The sequence below is a fragment of the Streptomyces sp. NPDC020965 genome, from assembly GCF_044333555.1.
GTDB lineage: Bacteria > Actinomycetota > Actinomycetes > Streptomycetales > Streptomycetaceae > Streptomyces.
Genome location: NZ_JBIRRE010000022.1, coordinates 1 through 12,936 on the forward strand (window position 1 = coordinate 1; position 12,936 = coordinate 12,936).

10 protein-coding genes are annotated in these 12,936 nt (G+C 71.1%); 9 read left to right on the forward strand and 1 reads right to left on the reverse strand.

The annotated features are described in order from the left end of the window. The 4 genes from ACH4S7_RS36165 to ACH4S7_RS36180 form a co-directional block, all read left to right on the forward strand. A partial coding sequence (locus tag ACH4S7_RS36165) for a thioesterase domain-containing protein (RefSeq protein ID WP_398525676.1) occupies positions 1–1,050 on the forward strand: 1,050 nt, incomplete at its 5' end. Then, on the forward strand, positions 1,044–1,865 hold the full coding sequence (locus ACH4S7_RS36170; RefSeq protein WP_398525677.1) for an ABC transporter permease: 822 nt from the start codon (positions 1,044–1,046) through the stop codon (positions 1,863–1,865). The genes ACH4S7_RS36165 and ACH4S7_RS36170, both read left to right, overlap by 7 nt. Positions 1,866–1,948: 83 nt before the next feature. Next, positions 1,949–3,169, forward strand: coding sequence for a cytochrome P450 (locus tag ACH4S7_RS36175; protein WP_398525678.1), 1,221 nt, complete (start codon positions 1,949–1,951; stop codon positions 3,167–3,169). Between the two features lie 121 nt (positions 3,170–3,290). Continuing rightward, a complete protein-coding gene (locus tag ACH4S7_RS36180; protein ID WP_398525679.1) occupies positions 3,291–4,232 on the forward strand; it encodes an ATP-binding cassette domain-containing protein in 942 nt (313 codons plus the stop codon). Between the two features lie 63 nt (positions 4,233–4,295). Here ACH4S7_RS36180 and ACH4S7_RS36185 read toward each other — a convergent pair whose 3' ends face one another. Further along, positions 4,296–5,099: a caspase domain-containing protein gene (locus ACH4S7_RS36185; RefSeq protein WP_398525680.1), complete on the reverse strand. Its 804-nt coding sequence runs from the start codon at positions 5,097–5,099 to the stop codon at positions 4,296–4,298. Between the two features lie 181 nt (positions 5,100–5,280). On the opposite strand from ACH4S7_RS36185, the gene ACH4S7_RS36190 reads away from it, so the two are divergent. From ACH4S7_RS36190 to ACH4S7_RS36210, 5 genes are all read left to right on the forward strand, one after another. Next, a complete protein-coding gene (locus tag ACH4S7_RS36190) occupies positions 5,281–6,171 on the forward strand; it encodes a DNA/RNA non-specific endonuclease (protein ID WP_398525681.1) in 891 nt (296 codons plus the stop codon). 168 nt (positions 6,172–6,339) lie between these two features. Further along, positions 6,340–7,287, forward strand: a complete 948-nt coding sequence (locus tag ACH4S7_RS36195; protein ID WP_398525682.1) for a hypothetical protein — start codon at positions 6,340–6,342, stop codon at positions 7,285–7,287. Between the two features lie 51 nt (positions 7,288–7,338). Beyond that, positions 7,339–8,505, forward strand: a complete 1,167-nt coding sequence (locus tag ACH4S7_RS36200; RefSeq protein ID WP_398525683.1) for a hypothetical protein — start codon at positions 7,339–7,341, stop codon at positions 8,503–8,505. After that, on the forward strand, positions 8,486–11,803 hold the full coding sequence (locus tag ACH4S7_RS36205; RefSeq protein WP_398525684.1) for an AAA family ATPase: 3,318 nt from the start codon (positions 8,486–8,488) through the stop codon (positions 11,801–11,803). Before ACH4S7_RS36200 ends, ACH4S7_RS36205 begins: the two co-directional genes overlap by 20 nt. After that, entirely contained in the window at positions 11,800–12,924 is a 1,125-nt protein-coding gene (locus ACH4S7_RS36210) for a trypsin-like peptidase domain-containing protein (RefSeq protein ID WP_398525685.1), read from the forward strand. Before ACH4S7_RS36205 ends, ACH4S7_RS36210 begins: the two co-directional genes overlap by 4 nt. The last annotated feature ends 12 nt before the right edge of the window (positions 12,925–12,936 follow it).

Sequence of the window (12,936 nt, forward strand, 5' to 3'; positions counted from 1 at the left end):
GAGGTGTTGTGTGGTCTGTTCGCGGAGGTGTTGGGGTTACCGCGGGTGGGGATCGACGACAGTTTCTTCGACCTCGGCGGCCACTCCCTCCTCGCTGTCAGACTCGCAGGCCGGGCCCGGACCGCCGGTCTGCGGCTGTCCGTCGCGGACGTCGTCCTGCACCGGACCGTCGCCGAACTGGCCGTCCGCGCGGAGAAGATGGAATCGGCCGGCGATACCCGGCTCGACCCCTTCGCCCCCGTGCTGCCGATCCGGCCGGCGGGCGACCGACCGCCGCTGATCTTCGTGCACAGCGGCTTCGGCCTCAGCCTGCCGTACGTCGGGCTCGCCCAGCACCTGGACGGTCGCTATCCGCTGCACGGTCTCCAGTCACGGGCCGCCACCGGCGCCGTGCCACCACCGGACGATATCCGCGAGGTCGCCACCGAGTACGTCGAACACGTCCGGCGACTCCGGCCCGACGGCCCGTACCGGCTGCTCGGCTGGTCCTACGGAGGGGTGCTCGCCCACGAGATCGCCGTACAACTGCGCGCGGCGGGGGCGGAGGTCGATTTCCTTGCCAATCTGGACGGTTATCTCGGCGACACCGGACGCGGCAGCGCTGGCCAGGGTGACCAGGAACTACTGCTGCGGGCGCTGGAGACACTCGGCCACCCCCGGAGCCGCTTCACGGGGCACGAGGTGACCCCGGCCGACATCCTGGACATCCTGCGGCGGGAGAACCATCCGCTGAGCGAACTCGGTGAGCACGGCATACTGAGATTCCTGCGGGTCGCCCGAGTCCACGGCGATCTGATGGAGCGATTCGACGCGGGCCGCTTCGACGGAGATATGCACCTCTTCACCGCGACTCGCGAACGGACGCCGGATCTACTCACCGAACAGATCGGCCGCTGGGAGCCCCATGTCGGCGGGGAACTTCGGGTCCACCGGATCGACTGCGGTCACGAGTATCTGATGCACCCCGGCCCCCAGGCCGATATCGGCCGGGTGGTCGCGGCCGTACTCCGACGCCTCGACGGCGACCCGGGGGCGGAGCGGACATGGTGACCCTGACGGACACCCGGCGCCCCACGGCGCCCGTCGCGTTCGCCGTCGAGTCCGCCGCGGTGGCCGGCCGCCGGCTGCGCCGGCTGCGCCGGGGCCCCGGCCGGCTGATCGGCGTCATCATGAACCCCCTGGTCTCGATGATCGTGCTCGGCTACCTCTTCCAGGGATCGCTGGCGATCTCCGGTGGCGGCGACTACCAGGAGTACATCTTCGCGGGGGTGGCAGCCCAGGTCGGGCTCGCCGGCATCGGGCCGACCGCGGTGGCCATCGCGATGGATCTGCGCGGCGGGCTGGTGGACCGGTTCCGCAGCATGCCGATCTCCCGGTCCGCCGTGCTCCTCGGTCACACGCTCGGCGATCTGGCCGTCGGAATGATCGGCCTCACCGTGGTCACGGGCGTCGGGATGCTCCTCGGCTGGCGCCCGACGAGCGGACCGCTCGGCCTGCTCGCCGGCTTCGCCGTGCTCGCCGTCTTCATGTACGTGATGCTCTGGGTCGGTGTGCTGCTGGGGATGGTCTCGCGCAACCTGGAGACCATCAACGTCACCGCCGGACTGGTCACGGTGCTGTTCACCTTCCTGTCCAACGCGTTCCAGTCGGTGGACCGGCTGCCGGGCTGGCTGCGGCTTGTTGCGGAGTGGAACCCGGTCAGTGCCGTGGTCACCGCGGTACGACGGCTGTGGGGCAACCCCGTGGCCACCGGGGGCGGCTTCCCTGGCCAGCACGTCTCCTGGGCCGTCGTCCTCTCCCTCGGCGCCGTCCTCACCGTCACCGTCCTGCTGAGTCTGCGCCGCTACCGGAGCGCGGCCTCCTGACACCGGCGCGGCCCGCACCGACGGGCGGCCCGAACTGGCGGGGGCGGCCCCGCCCGCCCCGTACCCGAAGAGTGGAGGACGTCATGACCCAGTGCGTACCGACGGCGGCCGGTCTGGAGAGCATCGACCTGACCGATCCGCGCACATTCATCGAGACCGATCTGCACGCGATGTGGGCCCGGTTCCGCGCCGAACAGCCCGTGTACCGGCACCCGGCGACCGGGGGAGCGCCCCCGTTCTGGGTGCTCTCCCGGCACGCCGATGTGCTGGCCGTCTACCGGGACAACAAGCGGTTCACCTCCGAACGCGGCAATGTCCTCGCCACCCTGCTCCAGGGCGAGGACTCGGCGTCCCGGAAGATGCTCGCGGTCACCGACGGGCCCCGGCACCGGGAGATCCGCAACCTGATGCTCAAGTCGTTCTCGCCCCGCGTGCTGGAACCGGTGGTGGCGGGCGTGCACCGGCGCACGGGCGCGCTCCTCGACCAGGCACTCGAACGCGGCACCCTCGACTTCGTCACCGAACTGGCGGACCACATCCCCATCAACACCATCGGGGATCTGATGGGCGTCCCCGCCGAGGACCGCGAGCAACTGGTCCACTGGAACACCCTGACCCTCTCCCGGACCAGCGCCGACGACAGCGAGACGGAGGAGTGGCTCGCCCGCAACGAGATCCTGCTCTACTTCTCCGGCCTCGCCGCCGAACGCCGGCGCCGGCCCGGGGACGATGTGATCAGCGCCCTCGCCACCGGCACGGTCGACGGCGCGCCGCTCAGCGAGGAAGAGATCATCTTCAACTGCTACAGCCTGATCATCGGCGGGGACGAATCCAGCCGGATGTCCTCGATCGGCGCGCTCATCGCGCTCGCCGACCATCCAGACCAGTGGCGGGCGCTGAAGGACGGCGCCGTCGAACCCGGCGCCGCCGTGGAGGAGGTGCTGCGCTGGACCACCCCGGCCATGCACTTCGGCCGCCGGGCCCTCGTCGACGTCGAGATCGGCGGCCGGACCCTTCGCGCCGGTGACGTGGTGACCCTGTGGAACAGCTCCGCCAACTTCGACGAGGAGGTCTTCCCCGACCCGTACCGCTTCGATCTGGCCCGGACCCCGAACAAGCACGTGGCCTTCGGGTACGGTCCCCACTTCTGCCTCGGCGCCTTCCTGGGGCGGACCCATGTGGACGCGATGCTCGCCGCCCTGCGCTCACGGGTCGGCCGCATCGAGATCCTCGGCAGCCCACTGCGCCTCTACTCGAACTTCGTCCACGGCTACGTGGGCCTGCCGGTGCGGCTGACGGCGTGACCGGTACGGGGGCGCGGTGTTCCCACCCAGGTGGGGACCCCGCTCACATCAGCACGGCGTCAGCGCGGACTGCGACAGTCGACGGGCGGAACCGGGTGTCACAAGACGGGGAGTGCGCACAGTGGAGACAGCGATCCGGGCGGAAGGCATCCGTAAGCGCTACGCGGGTGTCGAAGCGCTCTCCGGTATCGATCTGACCGTGCCGGCCGGCACCGTACTCGGTCTGCTCGGTCCGAACGGCGCCGGGAAGACCACCACCGTGCACATCCTCACCACTCTGGTCGAACCAGACGGCGGCCGTGCCGAGGTGGCGGGATTCGATGTGGTCCGGCAGCCCCGGGAGGTGCGGCGGTGCATCGGACTCGCCGGGCAGTACGCGGCCGTGGACGAGATCCTGACGGGCCGGGAGAACCTGGTCCTGCTCGGATCCCTGTTGCACCTGGGCCGCCGTGCCGCCCGCCGGCGCGCCGACGAACTGCTGGAACGGTTCGGGCTGACGGCCGTCGCCACCCGTCCCGTACGGACCTACTCCGGCGGGCTGCGGCGCCGCCTCGACCTGGCGAGCTGTCTGATCACCTCCCCGCCCGTGCTCTTCCTCGACGAGCCGACCACGGGCCTGGACCCGGTCAGCCGGATGGCGCTGTGGAGCCTGGTCAGGGAACTCGTGGACGAGGGCGCGACCCTCCTGCTGACGACGCAGTACCTGGAGGAGGCGGACTTCCTCGCCGACCGGATCGTGGTGGTTGACTCGGGCCGGGTGATCGCCGACGGCGCGCCCGACGAGCTGAAGCGCAAGGTCGGCCGGGAGTGGCTCGAACTGACCGTGGACGCGGCGTCCGGCATCGGCGAGGTGCTGACCGCCCTCCGGCCGGTGCTCGTCGCGGAACCCTCCGTCGACCGGGAGCGGGGACGGGTCGCCATCCCGCTCACCGACGGTCTGAGCGAGGTGGCCGCGGTGACGGCGGCGCTGCGCGACGCGGACATCCGCGTCGCCGATTTCGCGCTGCGCCGGCCGACGCTGGACGATGTCTTCGCCCACCTCACCGGGAAGGCCGAGCCCTGAGCCCGCGGAGGGCCACACCATGCCGCGCTGCGGTCCCTGGCATCCGCATCCGCCACCGCCCGCTCACACCGTGAACGGCCGTTGCGCGAGGAAGTCCTCGCCCGGCCGGCCCGTCACATAGAGGTTCGGGCTCTGGCTCGCCGGCATCCGGCGTGCGATGTCCTGGTGGAAGGCCCGGTACCCGTCGCCGCTGAAGCCACCGTCCTGCCAGACCTTCAGCAGCGTCCCGGTGAACTTGCCGTTGACCGGACCGTCCATGGCGAACTGATCGTCCTGGCAGGCGGCGATCAGCAGCGCGTCGGCCTTGGTTCCGTCCTGATCGGCCCGGAGCTCCCGCTGGAGCCCCTGGAAGAACTCCTTGTCCCGCTCGTAGATCTCCCGCTGCTTGTGGACGGGCATGAGCCGGGGCGTGTTCCCCTCGTCCTCCGCCGGCAGTTCGACGGCGCTGCCGCTGTGACAGGAGTCCAGGAAGGCCAGGATGCGGACGCCGTCGGCGAACCGGGCGAACTCGCGGTTCAGCTCGTCGTCGAGGAACTCCCGGTCGTAGAAGACGAGGGTCTCGTCGAGGTCGTCGGACTCGTCGTCCGAGTCCTTGCGGTTGGGGACCTGTCCGCCGTGGCCGGAGTAGCTGAACAGCAGGATGTCGCCGCTCTTCAACTTCCCGGCCGCCTCGCGCAGCGCGGCGGTGACGTTCTCGACCGTGCCGTCGGCGGTGAACAGGCTGGTGTCATCGAACCCGGCCGCCCGGGCCAGCCGGGCCATGTCACGGGCATCGTTCTCGCAGGCGCTGAGGGCGCCGTCCCAGCCGCCGTACTGGTCGGCGTCGACGCTGTTGAGTCCGACGTGGAGGGAGAGGCCGGTGGCCATGCGGGGGCTCCTTCGGGTGGGTGGCGGAATCGTCTGGATGCGTTCCATGACGGCCCGCCCTCTCAATCCCGCGCCGCCGTCAACCGCCTGAACGGTCCCGCGCCCACTGGCTCAGGACCATCGGAGTGGCGTCGGCCCCCGCACCGGGCGGATCGCTCCCGTACCGGGTAGTCCACCGTTCATGAGCCCATCAGACGCTTCTGCGACGGAGGGGGGCTCCGGGGCCGGCCCCCGGTCGTCGCTGACCAGCCGTACCGGGTATGACCAGCTCTTCCTCGGGCCCCCGGTACCGCTGCCGGTGCCGAGCCGCCCCGATGTCGAGACCGTGATCCTGCCCTACACCCACTTCACCGTCGTGCTCCGCCCCGATCGCCGCCTCGCCGCGGCCACCGCCGTCTGCATCGACGGCGCGCGGCTGCTGGACGACGTGCCCCGCGAGGACAACTGGCGGCTGGACCCCCGACTCCCCGAGGAACGGCAGACCGGCAACGCGGTGTATGCGAACAACTCCCTCGACCGGGGGCATCTGGTGCGCCGCCTCGACCCGGTGTGGGGCGATCGGCCGGAGGCCGTCCAGGCCAATGACGACACCTTCCACTTCACCAACGCGGCACCCCAGGCCGACGTCTTCAACCAGGGAAAACTGCTCTGGCAGGGGCTGGAGAACTACCTCCTCGACCATGCGGCGCAGTTCGACCGGAAGCTGACGGTGCTCACCGGCCCCGTGCTGCACGACTCCGATCCGCCCTACCGGGGCGTCCAGGTGCCGCTGCGCTTCTGGAAGGTGGCCGCTTTCCTCCAGGGCGGCGCGCTCGCGTCGACCGCGTACGTCCTCGATCAGAGCCCCGACCTCACCCGGGACGCGGACCGGGCGTTCGCCGGCGCGAAGCCGGGCGACCCGCCGCCGCTGGGTGCCTTCCGGACCTACCAGGTGCCGGTCAGCGACGTCGTGGACCTGACCGCACTGGACTTCGGCCCGCTGCCCGCCGTCGACCTGATGCCGCTCAGCCGGGCCCCGGAGACCCGCTGGAAGCCTCTGGAGTCGTACGACGACGTCGTCCTCGGCCCGTAGCACCGGACGGCCCGCCCATCGAGGGGCGGCGGCCCCGGATCGAGAGGCGGCGGCCCCGGCCCGTCCTCGAATGGCGGGCACCCGGCCGTCGGCCGATACTGGTGGTGACCGCCGTCGGCGCCCATGAGGCGTCGTGAGATGTCGTGAAGGGCGGTGTCGGGAGGCACGATGCACCCGATCGTCGTCTACGTCCACGGCATTGGGAACAAGATCCGCGCGGACTCGCTCAAATCCCAGTGGGACAGGGCGCTGTTCGGAAGGGACATGGCGGATCAGTCCCGTATGGCGTACTGGGCCTCGCTCCGACACGCCACCCCGCTGCCCGATATCCGTTCCGATCCGCTGGACGGTGGAGTGGGGGACACCGAGGGACCGATGGCCGGCGGCGATCGGGAGCCGGCCGCCGACTTCATGGCGAGAGTCCTCGCCGAGGCGCGGCTCGACCTCCCCGCGGACATCGCCGGCATCCCCGCGGAGGGGCACCCGGAAGGCCGCCCCGCCGTCGAACCGACCGGGGACCCCTTCGGCCGTTGGCTCGGCCAGATGACCCATCTCGCCGACGCGCTCGCACATGCGGAGGAGACCGCGCCGACGGATGAATTGCTCCCGCTGCCCCGAGCGGCCCGTAAAACCGTCTTCCGGGTGGTCGTCCGATGCGTGTTCAAGGATGTCCACGCGTATTTCTACGGCGACGTCGGCCCGGCGATACGCGAAGTGGTGCGCCGGGAACTGGACGACCTCGAAGGCGCCCCGGTCGCCGTCATCGGACACAGTTTCGGCTCCGTGGTCGCCTATGAGGTACTGGCCGAACGCGGGCAGGACGTCGAACTCTTCCTCACCCTCGGATCGCCCCTCGCGGTCACCGAGATCCGGGACCACCTGGCGGCCCCACCAGCCGTCCCGCGCGGGGTGCGCTCCTGGTACAACACGTCCGACCTGCGGGATCTCGTGGCCCTCAACCATACGCTCAAGCCCGCCTACCAACCGGAGGACCGCATTACCGAGATCCTGGTGCCCAACAACAGCGAGAATCACCACGGAATCCGCGAGTACCTGGTGAATCGGGAGGTCAGAGAGCCGTTCCAGCGACTTTTCACCGACCTTGCACAAGGCTGACCCCGGTGGAAGCATGAGAGATGTTCGCTGATGGGTAGGTGCGGTATGCCGTTGGCCGAAACAGAGTGGGACCTGGTCACCCTGTGGGCGCGGGAATATCTCCTCGACACCACCGACCCGTACAGCCGGCTCGTCGAACACGGTTTTTCGTCGGAATTCGTTTCGACATTCCGACTCACCGCGGTGAGTACGGAGAATGCCCGGGCGTTGGTGGAGGCTTCACGCAAGAGTATCGAGCGTCAGCTCACCCTCGTCGAGAATCTGACGACCATCGACCGGCTCGCCGTCCTCCCCGATATCGCCAAGGCCATCGAATTCCAGAACCGGCTCCGTGAGGACTGCCGCGCCCATGCCTCCCAGGACAACTTCCGCACCTGTGTCCTCAAGAACGGGACCGAGGTCTTCATCGACCGCGCCGATCTGCGTGAGACGCTGCGCCGTTTCGTCGACGACCCGGAGAAGAGTGTGCTCCTGGTCGACGGCGACGAGGGCAGCGGTAGGTCGTACACCTACAAGTTCATCCGCCATGTCGGACAGCACTACGGATTCCGCCCGGCGCGCGTCACCCTGTCGCGGACCTCCACCGCCGAGAAGGTCGTCCGTCGTCTCGCGGACTTCGTCACCGACCCCGGCGCCGGGGACGGCGGGGGAGCTGCCCCGCTCAACCCCACCGAGCTGAATGATCTACTGCCGTCCATCGACGAGGCGGCCCACTGGGTGGTCGGCCGGGCCACCGCCGTCGAGGACCGGTTCTGGCTGGTCCTCGACGAATGCGACCGGCTCGACCCCAGCTCCGAGGTCTGGGACTTCATCGGCCAACTGGCCCTCGCCATCTATGAACACGCCGCCGTCCGGGGCGACCAGGCGCCCCGGCTGGTACTGCTCGGCTACGGGCCCTCCATGCGGCAACTCCCCTACGACGTGCGCGGAAGCGTCTGCCGGGACACCGCGCGGATCGCCGAACCCGACGATCTGCGCGACTTCTTCAACCAGTACTTCCATGAATCACCACCCGCCTCGCTCGAAAGCGGCCGTCCCGGCGAAGCCACCATCGCGGCGTTCGTGGACGCGGCGGTACGGGAGGTGCTCCGGGCCGTGGCGGCGGCGGACGGCGTCGGGAGCGCGGGCGAAGGCGTCGGTGAGGGCGTCGGTGAGGGCTATATGCGGAGGGTCTGTACGGCGGCGGAGGGGGCGGTCCGTGTCTACCGAACCCTCTGAGACGGGCGTGTCCACCGAAGCCTCTGAGCCGGGCGGGTCCACCGAACCCTCCCCTTCCCTCCCCGCCGCCTCCGCCGAGAAGCTCACCCTCTTCGTCTCCCGGCTCCGCGAGGAACTCCGCGCCGACGACACCCGTGCCGCGCCCGTCGCCGACATCCGACGGGACTATCGGCGGGCGGCGTGCCTCCTCACCCACTTCGATCCCATGCTCCTCAGGCTCCCCGGCGAGGACCACCCCACCGGAGGTGCGGTCCTCGAACTCCTCGACGACTGCCGAACCGTCGGCGGCAAGGACCACGCACTCTGGAGCCTCAAGTCCGAGATCCGTGACCACACTCTGCGCGGGCTGCCCGGCCCCGACACCGCCCGGCAGGCGCTGGAGGCCAACATCGGTGCCATTCCCGATGAACAGCCCGGCCCGGAGCGGATCTGTCTGGCCTGCCTGCACGGCCGCCCGCCGCCGCACACCACCGATCCGTACGCACTCGCCGACATCCTCCAGGCGGTGCTCTGGCTCTCCCGGGTGCCGGGCACGACCGGGCTGCCCGACGCGGCCGAGCTGCAACGCACGCTGGAGCGGGCCCGGTTGCTCCAGCCGCTGGAACGCCTCGTACGGCTACCGTTCCAGGGCCGTACCAGGGAACTCGACACCCTGCGCCGCCATGTCCGCGCTCCGCTGGACCCCACGGGCGCGCCCTCACGCGGACTGGCCATCCACGGCCCCGGGGGCATGGGCAAGAGCACCCTCCTCGCCAAATTCCTCCTCGACAGCATCCACGACGACACCTCCGGCTTCCCCTTCGCCTACATCGACTTCGAGCGGCCCACGCTCTCCGTCCACGAACCGATCACCCTGATCGCCGAGATGGGACGCCAACTCGCGGTCCAGTACCCCGGACACCGCGCCGGGTTGGACGCCCTGGTCGAGGAGTGCCAGCGCACCGCCCGCAGCCAGCGGGAAGGCCAGGACCGGGTCACCCAACTGCATCAGCTCGCCACCACCCGGTCCGTGCTGGGCCGCACCTCATCGCAGGCATTCCAGACCCTGGCCGCCGAGCACGAGACCGCGCTCGTGCGCAGGCTCGCCGACATCCTGGTCGAAGCGGTGGCGGAGGCGGGGCAGGGCGACGCCCCGTTCGTGGTGGTGATCGATTCGTTCGAGGAGGCCCAGTACCGGGCCTCGCCCGTCATCGGCCGGATGTGGGCGATGAACGCCTCGTTCCAGAGCGTCTACCCCCGGGCGCGGATCGTCGTCTGCGGCCGGGCCGCCGACCACCCCATGCTCCCCGGTGAGCCTCCGCAGATCGAACTCACCGAACTCGACCCGGCCGCCGCCGTCGGCCTCCTGGAGTCGAACGGGGTCAAGGACCCCACTGTGGCACGAGTGCTGGCCGAACGGGTCGGGGGCCATCCACTGAGCCTCAAGCTGGCGGCGCGGGCCGCCGTCCTTGCCGCATCCGCATCCGCATCGGAGTCCGGGGCCGTGCCGGCGAGCGGTACCGGGTCCGGAGCGCCCGGCACCGGGTCGGGTAACGGGTCCGGCGTCACGTCGGGCGGCACGGACGAACTGCTCCGCAGTCTGCCCGCGCGGCGCAGCGACGAGTTCTTCCGCCGGGTCGACCAGATGCTCGTCCAGGGCATCCTCTACGACCGCATCCTTCACCACATCGCCGACCGTGCGGTGCGACAGCTCGCCCGCCCCGGACTGGTCCTGCGGGTCATCACCTCCGACATCATCAAGGAGGTGCTCGCCGAGCCCTGCGGGCTGCGGGTCGACACCGCCGACGAGGCCCGCCGTCTCTTCGGCGAACTCTCCCGGCTGGACCTGGTGGAGCGCGTCGGCCCGGACGCCGTGCGCCACCGTACCGACGTCCGTGCCATCATGCTCCGGCTTCCCGGGGGCGACCGTACGGATGTGATGCGGGCCGTCGAACGACGGGCCGTCGCCTACTACGCCGGCCGGGACGGGATCGAGGCACGCGCCGAGGAGATCTACCACCGGCTCCGGCTCGACGAGAACCCGCGCACGGTCGAGGAACGCTGGCTCCCCGGCGTGGAACGGCTGCTCGACGGCGCCCAGCAGGACATGCCCCACCGCGCGGCGGGCCTGCTCACCGCCAAGCTCGGCGGCGACACCCCCGACCATGTCCTGGCCGGGGCCGACCAGGAGGACTGGGAGCGGATCACCGCCCGGGAGATCGAGGACCTGCTCGCGCAGGGTTTCGACGAGGCGGCGCTCGTCCGGCTGGGGGAGCGCAGGCCCTGGACGCCGTGCAGCCTCCTGCATCCGCTGTTCGTGGAGACGCTCGACCGGCTGGGGCGGCGGGAGGAGGCGCGGGCCACGGTGGCGGACGCGATCACGGGGGCGCGGGAGGCGCGCTGCGGGGAACGGCAGTTGGAACTGCTGCTGCTCTCCGCCCGGCTCTCGGAGGACACCGGCGATCTCGCGGCGGGCGAACGCGATCTGAGGGAGGCGGAGGACGTCGCCGTCAGTCTGGGCCAGGACCTGGAGGCGATGGGCGCGCTGCTGGCGAGGGCGCGGCTCGGGAGCGCGGCTGCCGCTGCCACGGCTTCCCCGGCCCCCGTGGCAGCGGCAGCCGGGGGTGCGGGCCGCGCCGCGGCCGAACCCCGCGCCGCACAGGGGGCCGAGACCCCCGGGCAGCACCGCGCCCCCGGCGGTATCCCCGTGGCCCCGGACCCCGCGAGCCCGTCCACCGACGCCCGCCCCACCCCCGACGCACCGACCCCCGCCCCGGAGTTCGCCCCGGAATCCACGCCCGATGCCGAACCCGCCCCTGACCCCGAATGCCAACTCGCCCTCAGACTCCGCCAGACCCCCGACTCGGTCCTGGCGGGTCAGCCCGCCCTCGTCCGCGCCGTCGCCTCGCAGGTGTACGTCAGGGACCCCGCTGCCCTCGACCACGCCTTGGAGGTCGTGGGGCTGCCCACGGACGACGAGGCGCTGGAGACCCTCGGCGTCGCGATCCGGGCCGCCGCCACTCGTCAGCCCACGCTCCTGGGGCCGCTGATGACCATCCTGCGTGACGCGGCCGGCCCACCGGGACCCGCCGCTGGGACCTCGCCGTCCGACCGCTCAGCCGATACGCCCTCCGGTTCCGGCCCCTCCAGCACCACCGGCATCCTGCGACTCGCCCGTGACCGGGGCACGATCGACTCCCTCGCCCGGCGCCTGCTGGCCGTGCCCGACGAGAGCGGTGAGATCCGGGCCACGGTCGCCGCCGCGATGGGGGCGGGTACCACCGGCCCGCGGCGGGCCGCCCCCGAGGTCCCGTCATGACCGGCTATCTGACGCCGGACGAGGTCCTCAGCCTCCGGGACACGGCCCTGGAGACCGGGCTCGCCGACCCCACCGTACGGCCGCTGCTCTTCGACGGGATCATGCCGCTCTACCGGGGCACCCTGCCGCTGCTGGCGGCCCCCGGCCGCCAAGTGCACTCCGACCTGAACCACATGAGCCAGGTGGAGCGACTCGTGGACGGCTCGGTCCCGCTGGAGATCTGGCTGCGGAACGCCGTCGCCCAGACCACCGAGGCCGCCGCGCTCGCCCTGCTCCAGGGCGCTCTGGACCACGTGGCGCGCAGCGCCGGGGGCGAGCCGGAGATCGTGGCGCCCCCGGCGGGAGCGGAGGTGAAGGAGGAGATCGTCCACCGGGACGACACCGTCCCCTTCGGATTCCTGCGCGGCGGCGACCTGGCGGGGATGGCGGTCGCGCGGCTCAAGGTGTTCCCCTACCAGGATGGTGAACCGGCCCGGCCGAACGGCTACCCACACGCCGGTACGGGCTGGCTCATCACGCCGACACTCCTGGTCACCAACCACCATGTCGTCAACGCCCGCTCCGGCACCGGGGGAGCGCGCCCCCTGGCCGCCGACGGCGATCTTCACCTCCAGGCCCGGCACGCCCTCGCCCGGTTCGACTTCGAGTCGGACGACGAGGAGACCGAGGAGGCCACGGTCGGCGAACTCGTCGCGGCGGACGGGGAACTCGACTACGCGATCCTCCGGCTGACCGCCGAGCGCACCCACCCCGCGCTACGGCTCGCGAGTCGCCCCCTGACCGTCACCGACGGTGAGGTCGTGCCCGTGAACATCATCCAGCACCCCGGCGGACAGCCGAAGCGCGTCGCGCTCCGCAACAACCTGGTCTACGCGGCGGACGAACACGATGTCCGCTACTTCACGGACACCCGGGGCGGTTCCTCCGGATCACCCGTACTCGACGACGACTGGAAGGTGGTCGCGCTGCACCGGGGCACCCGCCGGGTGGAGGACGTGATGTTCCAGGGCCGGACGACCGCCTTCGTCAACGTCGGTACGCGGATGAGCGTCGTCATGAGCCATCTGGCGGCCCACACCCCGGACATCCACGCCGAGATCGAGCGGGCACAACAGGACTGAACCGAGGAGTAC